General features: G+C 58.7%; 17 protein-coding genes and 1 pseudogene. 10 read left to right on the top strand and 8 right to left on the bottom strand.

Going from position 1 to position 18,081, the window contains the following annotated elements; all coding sequences use genetic code 11:
* Positions 1-10: 10 nt before the first annotated feature.
* The 4 genes from HWQ14_RS16855 to HWQ14_RS16870 all read left to right on the top strand — a co-directional run bounded on the left by HWQ14_RS16855 (position 11) and on the right by HWQ14_RS16870 (position 4,355).
* Positions 11-1,093 (top strand): HlyD family secretion protein, encoded by a 1,083-nt coding sequence (locus HWQ14_RS16855; RefSeq protein ID WP_176610385.1) that lies wholly within the window; start codon positions 11-13, stop codon positions 1,091-1,093.
* Positions 1,090-2,469 carry an efflux transporter outer membrane subunit gene (locus tag HWQ14_RS16860; protein WP_176610386.1) on the top strand — a complete coding sequence of 460 codons (1,380 nt, stop codon included), beginning with the start codon at positions 1,090-1,092 and terminating at the stop codon, positions 2,467-2,469. Before HWQ14_RS16855 ends, HWQ14_RS16860 begins: the two co-directional genes overlap by 4 nt.
* Before the next feature lie 364 nt (positions 2,470-2,833).
* A complete protein-coding gene (locus HWQ14_RS16865; protein ID WP_176610387.1) occupies positions 2,834-3,499 on the top strand; it encodes a DUF1120 domain-containing protein in 666 nt (221 codons plus the stop codon).
* A gap of 196 nt (positions 3,500-3,695) precedes the next feature.
* Positions 3,696-4,355 (top strand): O-methyltransferase, encoded by a 660-nt coding sequence (locus tag HWQ14_RS16870; protein ID WP_176610388.1) that lies wholly within the window; start codon positions 3,696-3,698, stop codon positions 4,353-4,355.
* A 96-nt stretch (positions 4,356-4,451) separates the two neighbouring features.
* Here the strand turns inward: HWQ14_RS16870 and hrpA are convergent, their stop codons facing one another.
* Complete coding sequence (gene hrpA, locus HWQ14_RS16875; protein WP_176610389.1) at positions 4,452-8,354, bottom strand: ATP-dependent RNA helicase HrpA; 3,903 nt, start codon at positions 8,352-8,354, stop codon at positions 4,452-4,454.
* Between the two features lie 204 nt (positions 8,355-8,558).
* Between hrpA and azoR the strand changes: the two genes are divergently transcribed.
* Complete coding sequence (gene azoR, locus HWQ14_RS16880) at positions 8,559-9,164, top strand: FMN-dependent NADH-azoreductase (protein WP_148419465.1); 606 nt, start codon at positions 8,559-8,561, stop codon at positions 9,162-9,164.
* Positions 9,165-9,253: 89 nt separating this feature from the next.
* Positions 9,254-9,940: an RluA family pseudouridine synthase gene (locus HWQ14_RS16885; RefSeq protein ID WP_176610390.1), complete on the top strand. Its 687-nt coding sequence runs from the start codon at positions 9,254-9,256 to the stop codon at positions 9,938-9,940.
* A gap of 7 nt (positions 9,941-9,947) precedes the next feature.
* On the opposite strand, the gene HWQ14_RS16890 is transcribed toward HWQ14_RS16885, so the two are convergent.
* Positions 9,948-10,487, bottom strand: a complete 540-nt coding sequence (locus tag HWQ14_RS16890; RefSeq protein WP_148419463.1) for a DUF2058 domain-containing protein — start codon at positions 10,485-10,487, stop codon at positions 9,948-9,950.
* Between the two features lie 169 nt (positions 10,488-10,656).
* Here HWQ14_RS16890 and HWQ14_RS16895 point away from each other — a divergent pair, with 169 nt between their 5' ends.
* Positions 10,657-11,631 carry a DUF1852 domain-containing protein gene (locus HWQ14_RS16895; RefSeq protein ID WP_176610391.1) on the top strand — a complete coding sequence of 325 codons (975 nt, stop codon included), beginning with the start codon at positions 10,657-10,659 and terminating at the stop codon, positions 11,629-11,631.
* Between the two features lie 25 nt (positions 11,632-11,656).
* Positions 11,657-12,685, top strand: a complete 1,029-nt coding sequence (locus tag HWQ14_RS16900; protein WP_176610392.1) for a methionine synthase — start codon at positions 11,657-11,659, stop codon at positions 12,683-12,685.
* Here the strand turns inward: HWQ14_RS16900 and HWQ14_RS16905 are convergent.
* Positions 12,682-13,614, bottom strand: a complete 933-nt coding sequence (locus HWQ14_RS16905; protein WP_176610393.1) for a LysR family transcriptional regulator — start codon at positions 13,612-13,614, stop codon at positions 12,682-12,684. The genes HWQ14_RS16900 and HWQ14_RS16905 overlap by 4 nt on opposite strands.
* A gap of 98 nt (positions 13,615-13,712) precedes the next feature.
* Between HWQ14_RS16905 and HWQ14_RS16910 the strand changes: the two genes are divergently transcribed.
* Positions 13,713-14,147: a DMT family transporter gene (locus tag HWQ14_RS16910; protein ID WP_176610394.1), complete on the top strand. Its 435-nt coding sequence runs from the start codon at positions 13,713-13,715 to the stop codon at positions 14,145-14,147.
* Positions 14,148-14,151: 4 nt separating this feature from the next.
* Positions 14,152-14,610, top strand: a complete 459-nt coding sequence (locus tag HWQ14_RS16915; protein WP_148419458.1) for a DMT family transporter — start codon at positions 14,152-14,154, stop codon at positions 14,608-14,610.
* A 2-nt stretch (positions 14,611-14,612) separates the two neighbouring features.
* On the opposite strand, the gene HWQ14_RS16920 is transcribed toward HWQ14_RS16915, so the two are convergent.
* The 5 genes and pseudogenes from HWQ14_RS16920 to HWQ14_RS16940 all read right to left on the bottom strand — a co-directional run bounded on the left by HWQ14_RS16920 (position 14,613) and on the right by HWQ14_RS16940 (position 18,080).
* Positions 14,613-15,140, bottom strand: coding sequence for a DUF3833 domain-containing protein (locus HWQ14_RS16920; protein WP_176610395.1), 528 nt, complete (start codon positions 15,138-15,140; stop codon positions 14,613-14,615).
* Positions 15,137-15,661, bottom strand: a complete 525-nt coding sequence (locus tag HWQ14_RS16925) for a hypothetical protein (protein WP_176610396.1) — start codon at positions 15,659-15,661, stop codon at positions 15,137-15,139. The genes HWQ14_RS16920 and HWQ14_RS16925 overlap by 4 nt, the downstream gene beginning before the upstream one ends.
* On the bottom strand, positions 15,658-16,143 hold the full coding sequence (locus tag HWQ14_RS16930; RefSeq protein ID WP_176610397.1) for a DUF2878 domain-containing protein: 486 nt from the start codon (positions 16,141-16,143) through the stop codon (positions 15,658-15,660). Before HWQ14_RS16930 ends, HWQ14_RS16925 begins: the two co-directional genes overlap by 4 nt.
* Positions 16,140-17,361 (bottom strand): annotated as a pseudogene (locus tag HWQ14_RS16935) (class I SAM-dependent methyltransferase). Before HWQ14_RS16935 ends, HWQ14_RS16930 begins: the two are co-directional and overlap by 4 nt.
* A complete protein-coding gene (locus HWQ14_RS16940) occupies positions 17,358-18,080 on the bottom strand; it encodes a DUF1365 domain-containing protein (protein WP_148419453.1) in 723 nt (240 codons plus the stop codon). The pseudogene HWQ14_RS16935 and the gene HWQ14_RS16940 overlap by 4 nt, the downstream one beginning before the upstream one ends.
* Position 18,081 lies beyond the last annotated feature (1 nt).

The following is an 18,081-nucleotide window of genomic DNA, read 5'->3' on the forward strand; positions in this document are numbered from 1 at the left end:
AGGAGAAGTTATGAGTCAGCAGGACGCCGCCAAAGAGCAGGCCAATACCCGCAAAAACGTGCGCGTGGTTTCCGTTTTCACCGCCGCCGCCATCGGTATAGTCGGGGTACTGGCGATCCTGTACGCGTGGCAGCTGCCGCCGTTCACCCGCCACGTGCAGTTTACCGATAACGCCTACGTGCGCGGCCAGACGACGTTTATCAGCCCGCAGGTGAATGGCTATATCACCGAGGTACGCGTGCAGGATTTCGCGCAGGTTAAAAAAGGCGAGCTGCTGCTGCAAATTGATGACCGCATCTATCGCCAGCGCGTGCATCAGGCCGAAGCGCAGCTGGCAATGAAGGTTGCGGCGCTGAATAACAACCTGCAACAGCGTAAAAGCGCGGAAGCGGCGATCGTCAGTAACGAGGCGGCGCTGAAAAACGCCCGCGCGCAGAGCCTGAAAAACCAGGCGGATTTAAAGCGCGTTAAGGAACTTACCGCGGACGGCTCCCTCTCCATTCGCGAGCGCGATGCGGCGCTGGCGAGTGCCGCGCAGGGCAGCGCCAACATCGACCAGGCGAAAGCAACGCTTGAGATGTCGCGTCAGGATTTGCAGACGGTAATCGTGAACCGCGCTGCGCTGGAAGCGGATGTTGAAAACGCCAAAGCCGCGCTGGAGCTGGCGCAGATTGACCTGCAAAATACCCGCATCGTCGCGCCGCGGGACGGCCAGCTTGGGCAGATCGCGGTGCGTCTGGGAGCGTACGTGACCGCCGGCACCCATCTCACCACTCTGGTTCCCCCGCAGCACTGGGTGATTGCCAATATTAAGGAGACGCAGCTTGCGGAGCTGCGCGTCGGTCAGCCGGTTAAATTCACCGTCGATGCGCTCAACAACAAAGCCTATCAGGGCCGCGTGGAGAGCATTTCCCCGGCAACGGGCGTCGAGTTCAGCGCCATCACCCCGGATAACGCTACCGGGAATTTCGTCAAAATCGCCCAGCGTATTCCGGTGCGCATTGAGGTGCTCGGCGAACCGGAGGACTATCGGCTGCTGCGTCCGGGCATGTCGGTGCAGGTAACCATTGACACGCGGGAGGCGAAACCATGACGCTTCGCCCGATAGCTGGCCTGCTGATGATGGTGATGCTGGCGGGTTGCCAGTCGGTAGACGTTGAGCCAGCCACATCGTCACTGCACATTCCTGAGCAGTGGCGCGCCGCGTCGGGGCCGAACAGCCCGGCGGAGCAGCTCTGGTGGCGGAATTTCCACGACAACAATCTGAACCGCTACGTGGAGCGGGCGCTCAGGAACAACAGCGACGTGCTCATTGCCCGCGAGCGGATTAACGAATACCAGGCGCGGGTGTACGCCGCCGACGGCAGCCTGTTTCCCTCCCTGGATGCGGGCATCTCGGGCACCCGCGCCCGGTCGCAGTCCGCCGCGACGGGGCTTCCGGTATACGGCGCGTTGTACAAAGGCAGCCTGACCGCCAGCTACGACGTTGATATCTGGGGCGTAAACCGCAGCACGGCCAATGCCGCGCAGGCCTCGCTGGAAGCGCAAAAGGCGGCCGCCGCGGCTGCGGACCTAACCGTTGCGTCATCGGTAGCCTCCGGGTATGTCACCCTGCTGTCGCTGGATGAACAGCTGCGCGTTACCCGCTCCACCCTGAAGTCCCGGGAGGAAGCCTTTAACCTTGCCAGGCGGCAGTTCGAAACGGGCTACAGCTCGCGCCTGGAGCTGATGCAGTCCGACTCCGAGCTGCGCGCCACCCGGGCGCAGGTTCCGCTTCTCCAGCACCAGATTGCGCAGCAGGAAAACGCGCTTAGCCTGCTGCTGGGCAGCAACCCGGGCGAGGTGGCGCGTAGCGAGAGCTTCAGCACGCTCACCCCGCTCAGCCTGCCTTCACAGCTGCCGTCGTCGCTGCTTAACCGACGTCCTGATATCGTTCAGGCCGAGCGCCAGCTGGTCACGGCCGATGCGACGCTTGCCGCGTCACGCGCCAGCCTGCTGCCGTCGATCAACCTGACGGCAACCGGATCGGTTCAGGATCGCACCCTTTCAGGGCTGCTGGACAATCCGCTCCAGCTCTGGAGCGTGGGTGGCAGCGTTCTCGCCCCGCTGCTGAACCGCCAGGCGCTGAACGCGCAGGTGGATATTTCCCAGTCGCAGCGTAACCAGGCGCTGTACGCCTATGAGAAAACCGTACGTAACGCGTTTGCCGAAGTGAACAACAGCCTTGACGCCATTACACGCTATCAGGAACAGCTGAGCGAACTGCTGGCCCAGCAGGAAGTGGCACAGGAGACGCTGCGCATTGCGCAACACCGCTATCGCAACGGGTACTCGTCCTATCTGGACGTGCTGGACGCGCAGCGCACGCTGTTCTCGGTGCAAACAAATGTGGTGCAGGTGAAAAATAACCTGCTGCTGGCGCAGATTGATTTGTATAAAGCGCTGGGCGGCGGCTGGATCAATGCCTGAAGACATGCCCGGTGGCGCTACGCTTGCCGGGCCAACATTTCGCCCCCGGCGATACGGGTGCTGCACTACTCGTATCCAGGAACTGCCAGCATCGTGTATCGCGATCGGCGACATTTTATCGAGGCCCTATTATGGCAATGGGGTTAACGTTATAATATCTTTGTTATTTCAGCACGCAAATATTCAACTAATAATCCCGCCAAATATTTCAACCTACAAAACAATTTATTAATTTTAATAAATAAATTCAGAAACCCTAAATATACACACAGGCACAATATTATTATTATGCATTAGAGATGAAATAATTCGCGCATATTCATCTCATCCTCATTATCACATTTATGTAAAGGAATTATCAGGGATGAAAAAAGTCATTCTTACCACTATTTTATCATTAAGTATTACATCGGCTTTCGCAGCTGAAACCGCTGTTCTGAAAGTTACAGGCACGTTAACCAACGCGTCTTGTACGGTTGAACTGGGTAACGGCGGCGTGTTTGATTATGGCGCTATTCACCTGGGTGAGTTATCCGCAACAGAAAGCAATGTAATTGGTGAAAAACAACTTCCTGCGACCATTCACTGCTCCGCGCCAACCAAAGTGGGATTCACCCTTACCGATAACCGTAGCGACAGCAATGCCGGATTGACGGTGCCGGTGGGTACTACAGGGGGTAGCACCTCTGCTAAGTATAAAACCTATGGTGTGGGAACGACCACTAACGGCGTGAAAATTGGTTCTTACGCGATGTGGACGATGGATCCTACTGTCGATGGAAATTCCGTTGACGGAATTGCACACAATCTGGACTGGCCTGATGGCAAATGGACAGCAGCTTCCGGTCCGCGTAGTGATGCTTTCAGTATCCTCACCTTTGCGGAAAAAGGCACTACCACTCCAATGCCTATCACAACAGCTTCATTTAACTTCGTGACCAATCTGGTAATTAGCGATACCGCAACGCTGGCTATTACAGACGATACCGCTCTGGATGGTCAGACCACCATGACGCTGGTTTATCTGTAAAAATTTAATTAATCGCAAAAGGGACTCCATCGGAGTCCCTTTTCGATTTATAGTTTTATGTGCGTAGCCCCATGTGCCGTTTACTTCAGGTTGCCCGTAGTTGACGGCGACTGCGCTGAGCCACCCTGGCACGTTCGCAGATCCTGTCGTTTCAAAGTTGAAAGAAACAGATGACGAAAAAACCAGGAGTCAATCTATGCAACAACCGTGGTCGGCAGTAGATAATTACATGATTTCGTCTCTTATCCCGGAAGGCGACGTGCTCCACCAGGTTCTTGAAAATAACAAGCGCGCCGGGCTACCGGAGCACGATGTTGCCGCCAATCAGGGACAACTGCTGGCGCTGTTCGTACGCATGACTCAGGCGCGGCGTATTCTTGAGATAGGCACGCTGGGTGCGTACAGCTCAATCTGGATGGCGAGAGCCCTGCCGCCGGACGGAGAGCTGATTACGCTTGAGGCCGATTCCACGCATGCCGACGTGGCGCGCCGGAATATTCAGCTTGCCGGTCTCAGCGATCGCATCAGGCTCATTGAAGGACCTGCGCTGACCTCTCTGGAAAATTTCGGCGATGTCCCGCCGTTTAACCTGATCTTTATTGATGCCGACAAGCCGAACAACCCCGGCTATCTCGAATGGGCGCTGTACTACTCTCGTCCCGGCACGGTGATTATCGGCGATAACGTGGTGCGCGAGGGTGAAGTGATTAACGGCCAAAGCGACGACGCGCGCGTGCAGGGAGTACGTCGATTTATCGAGATGATGGGGGATAATCCGCGCTTAACCGCCACCGCGCTACAAACGGTCGGGGTTAAAGGATGGGATGGGTTTACCCTGGCGATGGTGAACGGGTGAAAATTGTGCGGCCTGTTGCCCTCACCCCGGCCCTCTCCCACAGGGAGAGGGAGGTTAAAGTGCCCCCTCCCACGGGGAGAGGGAGAAAACCGGGTTTTAAGCGGTAATCTGCTCCATTGCCTGCAAAATACGCTTATCCGAAATCGGATACGGCGTACCGAGCTGTTGAGCAAAGAAGCTCACGCGCAGCTCCTCGATCATCCAGCGGATCTCCTGCACGTCTTCGTCATCGCGGCGCGCCGGAGGGAGTTTGTTGAGCCACTGCTGCCACGCCTGCTGCACGCTTTCCACCTTCAGCATTTGCGCGCGGTCGCGGTGCGGATCCACCGCCATTTTCTCCAGACGTTTTTCAATCGCCTGTAAATAACGCAGCGTGTCGCCCAGACGCTTAAAGCCGTTGCCGGTGACAAAGCCGCGATAGACCAGCCCCGCCATCTGCGCCTTCACGTCCGACAGCCCCAGCGCCATGGTCATATCCACGCGCCCCTTAAGGCGCTTGTTGATATTGAACACGGCGGTGAGGATCTGCTCAACCTGTTTGGCTATCTCCACCACGGTATCGTTCAGCTCCGCGCGCACCTTGTCATGCAGCCGAGCAAAACCCTCCTCCGTCCAGACCGGACCGCCCGCCTCGTGGATAAGCTTATCCACGCCGCAGGAAATACAGTCGTCGATCAGATCCAGCACCTTGCCGTACGGGTTAAAGTACAGCCCCAGCTTGGCTTTGTTCGGCAGCTTCTCGTGCAGATACTTAATCGGTGACGGGATGTTGAGCAGCAGCAGGCGACGCAGCCCGCGCCACATCATCTGCTGCTGCTCCTGCGGATTGTCAAAAAGCTTAATCGCCACGCTGTCGCGCTCGTCCACCAGCGCAGGCCAGGCCTTCACCCTGTAGTTGCCGCGCTTCTGCTCATAGCTTTCCGGCAATTGGCCGAAGCTCCAGATATGCAGCCCGCTCTGCTCGATGCCGTCGTCCGCCACGGCGGATAGCGTTTCCTGAACCTTGCCTTTTAACGCCTCCTTCAGCTCCGTCAGAGAACGGCCTTCCAGCAGCTTTTTGTTTTTATCGTCCACCACGCGGAAGCTGATTTTCAGATGATCGGGCACCTGATCCCAGTTCCAGTCGTCGCGGTCAATGGTGGTGCCGGTCATGCGTCGGAACTCGCGCTCGAGAGCGTCCAGCAGCGGCAGCTCCAGCGGCGTGACGCGGCCTAAAAACGCTTCAGCGTAGTTCGGCGCGGGCACAAAGTTGCGCCGCACCGGCTTGGGCAGGGATTTAATCAGGGCAATCACCAGCTCGCGGCGCAGGCCGGGGATCTGCCACTCAAACCCGCTCTCTTCCACCTGGTTAAGCAGCGGCAGCGGAATATGCACCGTGACGCCGTCCGCGTCCGCGCCCGGCTCAAACTGATAGGTCAGGCGCAGCTTGAGGTTGCCCTGATGCCAGAAGTTCGGGTAGTCGAGCTTGCTGACCGACTCCGCGCCCTCTTTAATCAGCATGCTCTTTTCAAAGTTGAGCAGGTCCGGCGTCTCTTTACTGGCCTTTTTCCACCAGCTGTCAAAATGGCGCGCCGAAATCACGTCGTGGCTGATGCGCTGGTCGTAAAACTCAAACAGCGTTTCGTCGTCCACCAGAATGTCGCGGCGGCGGGACTTGTGCTCCAGCTCTTCCACCTCGGCGCGCAGCTTCAGGTTTTCACGGAAGAACGCGTGACGCGTCTGCCAGTCCCCCTCCACCAGCGCGTGGCGGATAAACAGCTCGCGGCTCAGCGCCGGGTCAATCTGGCTGTAGTTCACCTTACGCGCGGCGACGACAGGCAGACCATAGACGGTCACTTTTTCCGTCGCCATGACCGCGCCCTGCCCGCGCTCCCAGTGCGGTTCGCTGTACGAACGCTTCAGCAGGTGCTGCGCCACCGGCTCAACCCACTCCGGATCGATACGCGCGGCAATGCGTCCCCACAGGCGGCTGGTTTCCACCAGCTCCGCGACCATGGTCCATTTCGGCGGCTTTTTGAACAGGCCGGAACCGGGGAAGATGGAGAAGCGCGCGTTGCGTGCGCCGGTATATTCCTGCTTATCCGCATCCTTCATCCCGATATGGGACAGCAGGCCGGTCAGCAGCGCGATATGAATTTCGCGGTATTCTGCCGGCTCGCTGTTAACCGGAATCCCCAGCTCCTTCACCACCTGGCGCAGCTGGGTGTAGATATCCTGCCACTCGCGCACGCGCAGGTAGTTAAGGAAATCCACCCGGCACTGGCGGCGGAACTGGTTAGACGAGAGCGCCTTCTGCTGCTCGCCGATGTAGTTCCACAGGTTGACGAAGGCGAGGAAATCAGACTCTTTGTCGTGGAAGCGCCGGTGCTTTTCATCCGACGCCTGCTGCTTGTCCATCGGACGCTCGCGCGGATCCTGAATGGAGAGCGCAGACGTAACGATCATCGCCTCGCGCACGCAGCCGTGCTTCTGCGCTTCCAGCACCATGCGCGCCAGGCGCGGATCCACCGGCAGCTGGCTGAGCTGGCGACCAAGCGGCGTCAGCTTATACGCGCTCGCCTGTTCATTGGTGGTAATTGCGCCCAGCTCTTCCAGCAGGCGCACCCCGTCCTGAATGTTGCGCTTGTCCGGCGCTTCCACAAACGGGAAGGCGGCGATGTCGCCGAGGCCCAGGGCGGTCATCTGCAGGATAACGGACGCCAGGTTGGTGCGCAGGATCTCAGGGTCGGTAAATTCCGGGCGCGACAGGAAATCGTCTTCCGAGTAGAGGCGAATGCAGATCCCCTCGGACACGCGGCCGCAGCGGCCCTTACGCTGGTTGGCCGACGCCTGGGAAACCGGCTCGATCGGCAGACGCTGGACCTTGGTACGGTAGCTGTAGCGGCTGATGCGCGCCGTGCCCGGATCGATAACATATTTAATGCCCGGTACGGTCAGCGAGGTTTCCGCCACGTTGGTCGCCAGCACGATGCGACGTCCGCCGTGGGGCTGGAACACGCGGTTCTGCTCGCTGTTCGACAGGCGCGCGTACAGCGGCAGGATCTCCGTATGGCGCAGGTCGCGCTTGCTGAGCGCGTCGGCGGTATCGCGTATCTCGCGCTCGCCGCTCATGAAGATCAGAATGTCGCCCGCGCTTTCGTTCCCCAGCTCGTCTACGGCGTCAAAAATCGCCTGCAGCTGGTCGCGTTCGGTATCGTCCGCCGCCTCCACAATCGGGCGATAGCGCACTTCCACCGGATAGGTACGGCCCGACACTTCAATAATCGGCGCATTGTTGAAGTGTTTTGAGAAACGCTCCGGGTCAATGGTCGCGGAGGTGATGATGATTTTCAGATCCGGACGACGCGGCAGCAGCTCCTTCAGGTAGCCGAGCAGGAAGTCGATGTTCAGGCTGCGCTCGTGCGCCTCATCGATGATGATGGTGTCATACTGCATCAGCAGGCGATCCTGCTGGATTTCTGCCAGCAGGATACCGTCGGTCATCAGCTTGACCATGGTGTTATCGCTCACATGGTCGCTGAAGCGCACCTTATAACCGATGCAGCCGCCCGGCTCCGTTTGCAGCTCTTCAGCAATACGGTTGGCCACGGTACGCGCCGCCAGACGACGCGGCTGGGTGTGGCCAATCAGCCCCTTCACCCCGCGGCCCAGCTCCATGCAGATTTTCGGCAGCTGGGTCGTTTTCCCCGACCCGGTTTCGCCCGCGACGATCACCACCTGGTGGTCGCGCACGGCGTTGAGGATGTCCTGCTTTTTCTGGCTGACGGGCAGATTTTCCGGATAGGTAATCTCCGGGCGCGCGGCTTCACGCAGCACAACTTTCCCTGCCGCCTGTTCAATCTCTTTCGCCATCTCCTGGTAAATGGCCTGTTGTGCATCAGGATTTTTAACCTTCTTAACGCCGTGCAGGCGGCGCGCAAACCGCTGTTTATCGCGCAGCATCAGCGAATCAAGCTGCTGCATCAGCATCGGGAAGGTTAACTTATGTTGTTCTGTCATAGCGTTAATGGGCAGTGCTCTGCCGGGTAAAATCTCTTTTTAATGATTGCTATAGCGTACCACATCAGCGCTTTTCGCGCCTTATTCAAAAAATTCGAACATAGACTTCGATATATTGCGCTATCCCTGTGGCAGGATTGTGAATAAAGTGTCAACAAGCAACGGGGCAACCCCCTTCAGTCAAATACAAAACAGGAATCACCCATGAGCAAAGTATTAGTGTTGAAATCCAGTATTCTGGCAGGGTACTCACAGTCTGGTCAGCTGTCCGACTATTTCGTTGAACAATGGCGTGAACAGCACACCGGTGATGAAATCACCGTCCGCGACCTGGCGGCAAACCCGATTCCCGTGCTGGATGGCGAACTGGTTGGAGCGCTGCGTCCGAGCGATGCGCCGCTCTCCCCGCGTCAGCAGGAAGCCCTGGCCCTGTCTGACGAGCTGATTGCCGAGCTGAAGGCGCACGACGTTATCGTGTTCAACGCTCCAATGTACAACTTCAACATTCCTACCCAGCTGAAGAACTACTTCGACCTGGTGGCGCGCGCTGGCGTAACCTTCCGTTACACCGAGAACGGCCCGGAAGGCCTGGTGAAAGGTAAACGTGCCATCGTGCTGACCAGCCGCGGCGGTATTCATAAAGATACCCCAACTGACCTGGTCACGCCGTACATGACGCTGTTCCTGGGCTTCATCGGCATTACCGACGTGAACTTTGTGTTCGCGGAAGGTATCGCTTACGGCCCGGAAGTGGCAACCAAAGCGCAAACCGACGCGAAAGCCGCTATCGACAGCCTGGTCGCAGCGTAAGATCCTCCCCTCTCACCGCCCGGTGGGAGGGTTTTTCTTTCCCTGAAAGTTCGTTATCATCCGCTCCCCCTTTCCAGCCGGACAGCCTGATGTCTGTCATTATCGATACTTTTATTGCTCCGCCGTGTCACGACGAGGTTGAGATCCTCTGGCAGGACGACCATCTTTTGCTGATTAATAAACCTTCCGGGCTGCTTAGCCTGTCGGGTAAAAATCCGCAGAACCGCGACTCCGTGCACTATCGTCTGGTACAGGACTTCCCCGGCTGCACGCTGGTACACCGTCTCGATTTCGGCACGTCGGGCCTGATGGTGATTGCCCTGAATAAAGCCGTTAACGCCGCCCTGTGCCACCAGTTCAGCCAGCGCGCCGTGACCAAGGTTTACAGCGCCCTGCTTTGCGGACACGTGGAGCAGGATGACGGGATCGTCGATGCGCCCATCGCCAAAGATCCGGCGCTGTTTCCGCTGATGTCGATCTGTGCCGTCAACGGCAAACCCGCCCGCTCGCGCTATCGGGTGGTGGAACGTCTGTATCAGAATAGGGAGGTGCCGGTAACGCGGGTCGAACTGTCGCCTGAAACCGGGCGAACCCACCAGCTGCGCCTACACTGCCAGCAGCTGGGCCATCCGATTTTAGGCTGCGATCTGTATGGGGGGCTGACGCTGCCGGGCACCGGGGCGACGCCACGGCTGATGCTGCACGCCAGCGAGCTGAATTTTATTCATCCGGCGAGCGGCGAGACGATCCGCGCCCGTCACGCCGCGCCGTTCTGAGCGGGGTTTACCACATTAAATCGTCAGGGACTTTGAAATCCGCATACGGATCGTCTTCGTCCTGCTCTTCCTGACTCAGCGCGCTGTTTAACACGATGCTGTCGGCATCGCGCTGGGCAATTTTATCCGCCACCACGGCCGGAATAATCGCGTATTCGCAGTCGCCGTTGGCGTTAATCACCAGTCGGGCAATCGCCAGACGGCCGTTAATCAGCTGAGCCTGCGTCTGCTTATCAACGTCGATTTTTTTAATCAGGTTGCCGTCGGTAAAGTTAAAGGTGATGTTGCCTTTCGCCACGGTGATGCGGTTCATCTCAATCAGCTGCTTCACCTGCGCTTTAAACTCTTTCGCCAGCACGGCCTGCTTCTGCTGCTCGCTCAGCTGCCTGTCGCGCTCGAGCTGCGCTTTCTTATTCTCTTCTACGGCCTCTCTCGCCTCGCGAGCCTGGACGCGGGATTTTTTCGCCGTGCGCTGAACTTTCGCCATCTTTTTGCTGCTGACTAAGCCCGCTTTCAGCATCTGCTCTTGCAGGGTGAGTTTTGTCATGATCGTTTAAACCGGTTGAAAATGTCGGAGGATTATACCTGAATTGAGCCGTTCATGAAGAACCCTCATGTTGCGGTGAAATTAAGTCACTTCCCCTGCGCCAGCGGCTCAGGCATAAATTATGCATTGATAACGTTCCGGCAACATGAACTTAGGATGCATAACCAAAATGAGCCAGGCTTTCACATTTACCCTTAAGCGCAGTTGCTTCGATGAAAATTATAACCCGTCTGAAAATACGCGTACCACCACCAACTTTGCCAACCTGGCCCGCGGCGAGAAGCGTCAGGAAAACCTGCGCAATACGCTGGTGATGATCAACAATCGCTTCAACGCGCTGGCGCGCTGGGATAACCCTAAAGCCGACCGCTACGCCGTCGAGCTGGAGATTATTTCTGTCGATATGAATATCGGCGGCGATTTTACCTTCCCGGCCATCGAAATTCTGCAAACGACGATCGTGGATAAAAAAACCAGCGAGCGCATCGAAGGCATCGTGGGAAATAACTTCTCCTCCTACGTCCGCGACTATGACTTCAGCGTCCTGCTGCTGGAGCATAATAAAGATCGATCCCGGTTTAGCCTCCCCGACAATTTTGGCGAGCTGCACGGCAATATCTTTAAAAGCTTTATCCACTCTGCGGCGTATCGGACGAACTTTAAAAAAGCGCCGGTAATCTGCCTGAGCGTTTCCAGCAAAGACACCTACCGTCGTACCGGCAACCACCACCCGGTGCTGGGCTTTGAGTACCAGCCGGACGGCGAATCGCTGACGGAGCAGTATTTCGCCAGAATGGGCCTCAGCGTTCGCTACTTCATGCCTGAAAACAGCGTCGCGCCCTTTGCCTTCTTCTTCACCGGCGATTTGCTGCGCGATTACACCAACCTCGAGCTAATCGGCACCATCAGCACCATGGAGACGTTCCAGAAGATCTATCGCCCGGAAATTTATAATGCCAATTCCGCCGCGGGACAGTGTTACCAGCCTGATTTGAACCAGCAGGATCACTCGTTAACGAAAATCGTTTATGACCGCGAAGAGCGCAGCCGGCTGGCCATTGAGCAGGGAAAATATACCGAAGAGCGGTTTATCAAACCCTATAAAACCCTTCTTGAGCAGTGGTCTCATAACTTCTCGCTTTAATATTACGGATAAAAGGTTACTTATTATGAAAACATTGCTCCCGACTTCAACGGCTGGCAGCCTGCCGAAACCCACCTGGCTCGCGCAGCCGGAAACGCTCTGGTCACCGTGGAAACTGCAGGACGAGGAATTGCTGGCAGGCAAACAGGACGCGCTGCGCCTGTCCCTGGATGAACAGCTTCGCGCGGGAATCGATATCGTCAGCGACGGCGAGCAAACCCGCCAGCACTTCGTTACCACCTTTATTGAGCACCTGAGCGGCGTGGATTTTGAAAATCGCCAGACGGTGCGGATCCGCAACCGCTACGATGCGAGCGTGCCGACGGTGGTCGATGCGGTCGCGCGGCAGAAGCCGGTGTTCGTTGACGACGCGAAATACCTGCGCCAGCTCACGGACAGGCCGATCAAATGGGCGCTGCCCGGCCCGATGACCATGATCGACACGCTCTACGACGCCCACTACAAAAGCCGCGAAAAGCTGGCCTGGGAGTTCGCTAAAATTCTCAATCAGGAAGCCCGCGAGCTGGAAGCGGCCGGCGTCGACATTATTCAGTTCGATGAACCTGCCTTTAACGTCTTTTTCGACGAGGTGAACGACTGGGGTATCGCCGCGCTGGAACGCGCCGTGGAAGGGCTGAAATGCGAAACCGCGGTGCATATCTGCTACGGGTACGGCATCAAGGCCAATACTGACTGGAAAAAGACGCTCGGCTCCGAGTGGCGCCAGTATGAAGAGGCGTTTCCTAAGTTGCAGACCTCGAAAATCGACATCATCTCGCTGGAGTGCCACAACTCCCGCGTGCCGATGGATCTGCTGGAGCTGATCCGCGGTAAAAAAGTGATGGTGGGGGCAATCGATGTGGCAACGACCACCGTCGAAACGCCGGAAGAGGTCGCCGATACGCTGCGCAAGGCGCTGCAGTTTGTCGATGCGGACAAGCTTTATCCGTCAACCAACTGCGGCATGGCCCCCCTTTCCCGCCAGGTCGCTAACGGTAAGCTCATCGCGCTGAGCGCCGGGGCAGAAATCGTCCGCCGCGAGCTTGCCCGCTAGGCCTGCCAGTAGAGCGGCGTGCCGAACCGTTCAATATAGTGATCGATAACCGCCCTGACGTTCAGGGGCGGATGCCGCGCGTTCGGGTAAATCGCCGCAATCGTCAGTGGCTCCGTATTAATGGAACACTCCATCTCCGGCAGCAGCGCCACCAGCTCGCCGCTTTTCAGCCTTTCGCTCACCATCCAGTCCGGAAAAAGCACAATCCCCATGCCGCCCAGTGCGGCAATAAGCAGCGTTTCCGCATTATTCGAGGCCATCAGCGGTGCGATGGGATAGTGAACCCACGCCTCGCCCGGCCTGCGGATCAGCCAGCGGTTTGGCCCGGACGAGCCGCGGTAGACCAGGCAGCGGTGGCGGCTAAGATCGTCCGGCCCTTCAGGCGCGCCGTGCTTTCGCAGATAGTCCGGCGAGGCCGCGAGGTGATAGAACTGCTGCCCGAATATCCGCGCGTGAAACGAGGAGTCCGTGAGCGCGCCGATGCGGAAGATAACGTCTGCGGCGTCGCGGTGAGGATCGATAAAATCGTCGGTGAGGGTCAGCTCAACGGAAAGGCGGGGATAACGTGCTGAAAGCGCGGGCAGCCCCGGCGCAATGTGCCTTTGCCCGAAAAAGACCGGTCCATTGATGCGCAGCGTGCCCGACGGCTCGCGCGCGCGTTCATCCAGCTCGCGTCGCGCGTCCTCCAGATTCCCCGCCATCGCCCGCGCATAGCGAACAAAAAGATGCCCGCTCTCGGTGGGGATAATCGCCCGCGTGTTGCGGTAGAAAAGCTGCTGCCCGAGGGCATCCTCAAGCTGGTGGATCACGCGTGAAACCTGCGACGCGGAGATCCCCTCCCGCCTCGCGACCACGGAAAAATTCTGCGCGTCATACACGTCGATAAAAATCAGCAGCGCGCGAATGCTGATATTTCCGGCATCAATCATTAATGCATATCCTGCACAGGTGTTTCCTGCATTATGGCATTTTTCTCAATGATTATCAGACGTACTCTTCTCCGCCTGAAAAAAGGAGAAGAGGCGTTATGCACGTTATTTTGATTTTACTGGTGATTGCCGGCGGTATGGGGCTATCCGTGGAGGCCGGGCTGCTGGGGCCGCTGGGTGCTGAAGTCGGCGATCTGTGGGCCACATTCAGCATATTCAGCGTGGGGGCCGGGCTGACGTTTATGCTGATGCTGTTTTTCAGCCCGCGCAACAGCCCCTCGTTCTTTGCGCAGCCGTCCTGGCATCTGCTCGGCGGGGTGCTCGGCCCGGTTTACGTCGTCATTCTGACCATTGCCACGCCGGCAATCGGCATTGCCATGACGATGATAGGCATTCTGGCCGGTCAGGTATTTAAGAGCCTGATAATCGACCACTTTGGCCTGCTGGGCACGCCGCACCGCAGGATCGATACGAAACGCATTATCGCGCTGGCGTTTATTATCGCCGCGCTTATTCTCGTGGCGCAGGGGTAAGGTTATGACGGTAATTATGATTATTCTGGCCGTTATCGGCGGCGCGACGCTGAGCGTTCAGGCCGCCATCAACGGGCAATTAGGCAGCAGCGTGGGGGTTTTCAAAAGCGCGTTTCTGACGTTTTCCGTCGGGGCACTGGTGACCGCCCTGCTCATCTTCTTCTTTGAGCCGAAACAGGCGGTCGGCCTGATGGATGTGCCCAAATGGCAGCTTCTGGGCGCGCTGTGCGGCGTGCCCTATATCGTGATTATGGTCCTCGCCGTGCAGCGTATCGGCACCGCCGTCGCGACGGTGGCGGTGATTTTAGGACAGCTGACCATGAGTATGCTGATCGACAACTTCGGCTGGCTTAACAATGCGGCCATTCCGTTTTCCATGAGCCGCCTGGGGGCCGTCGTCTGCCTGGGTATTGCGCTGTGCTTTATTTACTCCAGCAGCAAGCCGCGGCCCGAAGGCGATTAAACTTACTCCTTGCGGGTAAAGAACAGCGTCACCGTGGCGACGGTGACGCCAAATTTCTTCATCTCGGTTTTATTAAACAGATGCGTGCTGTCCTGCAGGTACATCCAGTCGTCAAAGTGCAGCAGCCAGGTTTTGCCGTCCGCCTTCACGTTCATGCTGTAGCGCCAGTTCAGGGCGTTGCCCGCCGTCTGGCCGGTAGCGACGCCCTCAATATCCCCTGCCGTGCCCTCGTAACGATCGCTGCCGACCCGGCGGATGTGCCACACGCGCTGCTGCTTTTCCCCGTCGTCGTAGACAAAATGCTCGTTCAGCGTCAGCGTATCGCCGATAACATCCCCGGCGATCTCGACGTGAAAACGGCGGATCTGCTTCCCGCTGCGGTCCTGAACCATCCCCCACGCCTCGGTTTTCCCCTGGAAGTAGGTAAAAATATCCAGCGTCGGCTGCTGCTGACGATACTCTTTCACCTCCGTGCTGCATCCGCCCACCAGCATCGTCAGGGCAAGCGCCATTAACAGAATACGTTTCATTTTGGACCTCCGATTAACCGCTGACGCAGTTCAGGATATTCGGTGCGGGGATCGAGCCAGATCGCCAGAAAACGCGAGCTGAACGCTGCCGACTGTCGCGGCCCCAGCGGCGTAAAACCCGTCTGCGACGTCGGGCTGCGATACCAGAACTGTCCCTGGCCGCCGCTCACCACAAACGCAATCTGCGCGCCGGTAGTGACGTCCGGCCAGAGCGTGGACAGCATGCGCAGCCAGGCTTCACCCTGCGGCTCCCGCTGCAGGATGCCCTGCGCCTGCCACTGGTCGCGGGTCGCGTCGACCAGTTCGTCGCGATCGATATCCCGGGCATAGGTGATAATCAGCGCGTTATCGCTGTCTACCCCCGCGTAGCGCCCGTCGGGCGTCAGCAGCCGGGAGGTATACACGGTAAACGGCCCCCAGGTGAGCGTGGCGTCGCCCACCTTGCGCCAGCTCAGCCAGTCAGCTGCCTGCGCGTTACAGGCCATAACGGTTAGCGCGAGCGCGAGTAACAGATGTCTCATTGTTGCCTCCCCATCAGCAGGTGGAAAAACAGCATCAGCACCAGCCAGCCCGGGATCGTCCAGCTGACGACGATAAAGGTTGGCTCCAGGAACGTAATGGCCCCCAGCCGCTCGCCGATCAGGTAGGCCACCGGCCCGCCCACGGTCGCCAGCGCCGTCAGCAGCCAGCCCGGCAGCGTGGTCGTGCGGGTCAGCTGCGTCCAGACGCAGGCAAACATTAGCCACAGCGCCACCATCCATAGCGGCATTATCGACGCGCCGGTAAAGGCAATCAGCCCGGTCAGCGCCCAGACGGCGTCCAGCAGCGCCCCCGACGCGGCCAGCCCGAGGGCATAAATCCGGTGCGAAGGGGGTAGCATCAGCCAGGCAAGCGCCGCCAGCGCGATCCAGATAACCTGCCCCTGCTCGCGAAACAGCACCACCAGGGTCCAGTAGAGATCAAACCCGATGGCCAGCAGAAAGACCTGCCCGTAGCGTTTCATACGCGTTCCGCGGTCAGCTGCACCACGCTGATGGTGCGGGCGTTAAACCCGGCCTCACAGTAGCCAAAGTAGTACAGCCACATCCGGCGGAAACGGTCATCAAACCCGAGCTTTTCAATCTCGTGCCAGGCCTGAACGAAGCGCTGACGCCAGTGGGCCAGCGTGCGGGCGTAGTCCGGCCCCATGTCGAAGAGGTTACGCACCACAAAATCGGTATGGCGGGTCATCAGGTCATTCATGGCGGTAATGCTGGGCAAAAAGCCGCCGGGGAAGATGTAGCGCTGGATAAAATCGACGCTTTTGCTGTAGTCGCGGTAGCGCTGATCCTGAATGGTGATGGCCTGAATCGCCATACGCCCGCCCGGACGCAGGCGCGCCTGGCAGGTGCGGAAAAACGTCGGCAGGTAGCGTTGCCCGACGGCTTCAATCATCTCAATCGACACCAGCTTGTCGTAGACGCCGGTCAGATCGCGGTAGTCGCAGAGCAGCACCTCAACGCGATCCTGCAGGCCGGCCCGGGCGATCCGCGCCGTGGCCCAGCGGTACTGCTCCTGCGACAGCGTGGTGGTGGTGACCCGGCAGCCGTAATGACGCGCGGCGTACTCCGCCATCGCCCCCCCAGCCGGTGCCAATCTCCAGCAGACGATCGTTCGGGCCGAGCGCCAGCTGGTCGCACAGCCTCGCCATTTTCGCCTGCTGGGCCGCGGTCAGATCCTGATCCTCAGCGGTAAACAGCGCGCTGGAGTACAGGAGCTGTTCATCGAGGAAATGGGCGTAAAAGCTATTGCCGAGATCGTAATGGGCAGCAATATTGTCCCGCGCCTGAGCACGGGAGTTGCGCCGCGTCCAGTGGCGCAGCCGCTCTACCGGCTTCCCGAACAGGCGGAACCCTTTTTCCAGCTGCCCGAGGATCTGGCCGTTGAGCGCAATCAGCTCCAGCAGCGGCGTGAGGTGAGCCGTCTCCCAGTCGCCGTCCATCCACGCTTCCGCCGCGGCGAGGCTGCCGCCCGTTAAGATGCGCCAGTACAGGCCCGGAGAGAGCACCTGAACATCAGCGTGGAGCGCGGCGGAGGTGTCGCCGAAGCGGAAGGTCTGCGCGCCCTCACGGAGGGTCAGCGAGCCCCCGCGCAGGCCGCTCAGCAGGCGAAAAAGCAACCAGCGCGCGACGCGAGCGTTGCGCGGGATATCGGGTTCAAGCGCAAAGACGGGATCGGTCATGATCGTTCACTCCTGCTGAGGGGATGGTTATGCAGCGGCACGCGCTTCAGCCACAGCCTTAGCGCCTGCCAGTAAATAGCGAAAACGGTTTTGAGGGTCATCAGCGGGATGCGCACCAGCATCGCGCGCAGCGCCGGACGCGTGAGCGGCTCGCGGCGAAGCGTCAGCGTGGCGTCAAACACCTTCGCCTCCTGATGATTTTCAATATGCATGCGCAGCGCGTGGTCCGGGCTGTTAAAGCGCCAGTGGTAGACCATCTCCATTGGGTTAAAGGGCGAGACGTGAAACGCTTTCTCCGTCGGCCGGGCGTCCTGCCCCTCCACCGCGTAGTAATGCCGTTCATTCCACGGCGTGTTACGCACTTCGGCGAGCACCCAGCGCAGGGTGCCTTCGCCGTCATAGCAGTAGTAAAAATTGACCGGGTTAAAATGCAGGCCGAAATAGCGCAGCTGCGTCAGGAGCATGACCCGCCCCGCCGGGCGCTCGCCGGTCAGGTTTTCCAGACGCTCGAGGACGCGCTCTTTCAGCGGCGTGCCCAGCGGGTAATCCGCATCACAGAACGCCGCCGGGGCAAAGCGGTTTCGCCGCACCCCGACTGAGGGCAGCATCTCAAGCTCATCGAGATCGAGCCAGGCCATAAACACGCTGTAGGTAAAATGGTGCGCTTTCGGCGTAAGGCGGCGATGGCGCAGGGCGCCGTGGTACAGGCAACTGTTCATC

The sequence above is a fragment of the Enterobacter cloacae genome, from assembly GCF_013375935.1.
Taxonomy (GTDB): domain Bacteria; phylum Pseudomonadota; class Gammaproteobacteria; order Enterobacterales; family Enterobacteriaceae; genus Enterobacter; species Enterobacter pasteurii.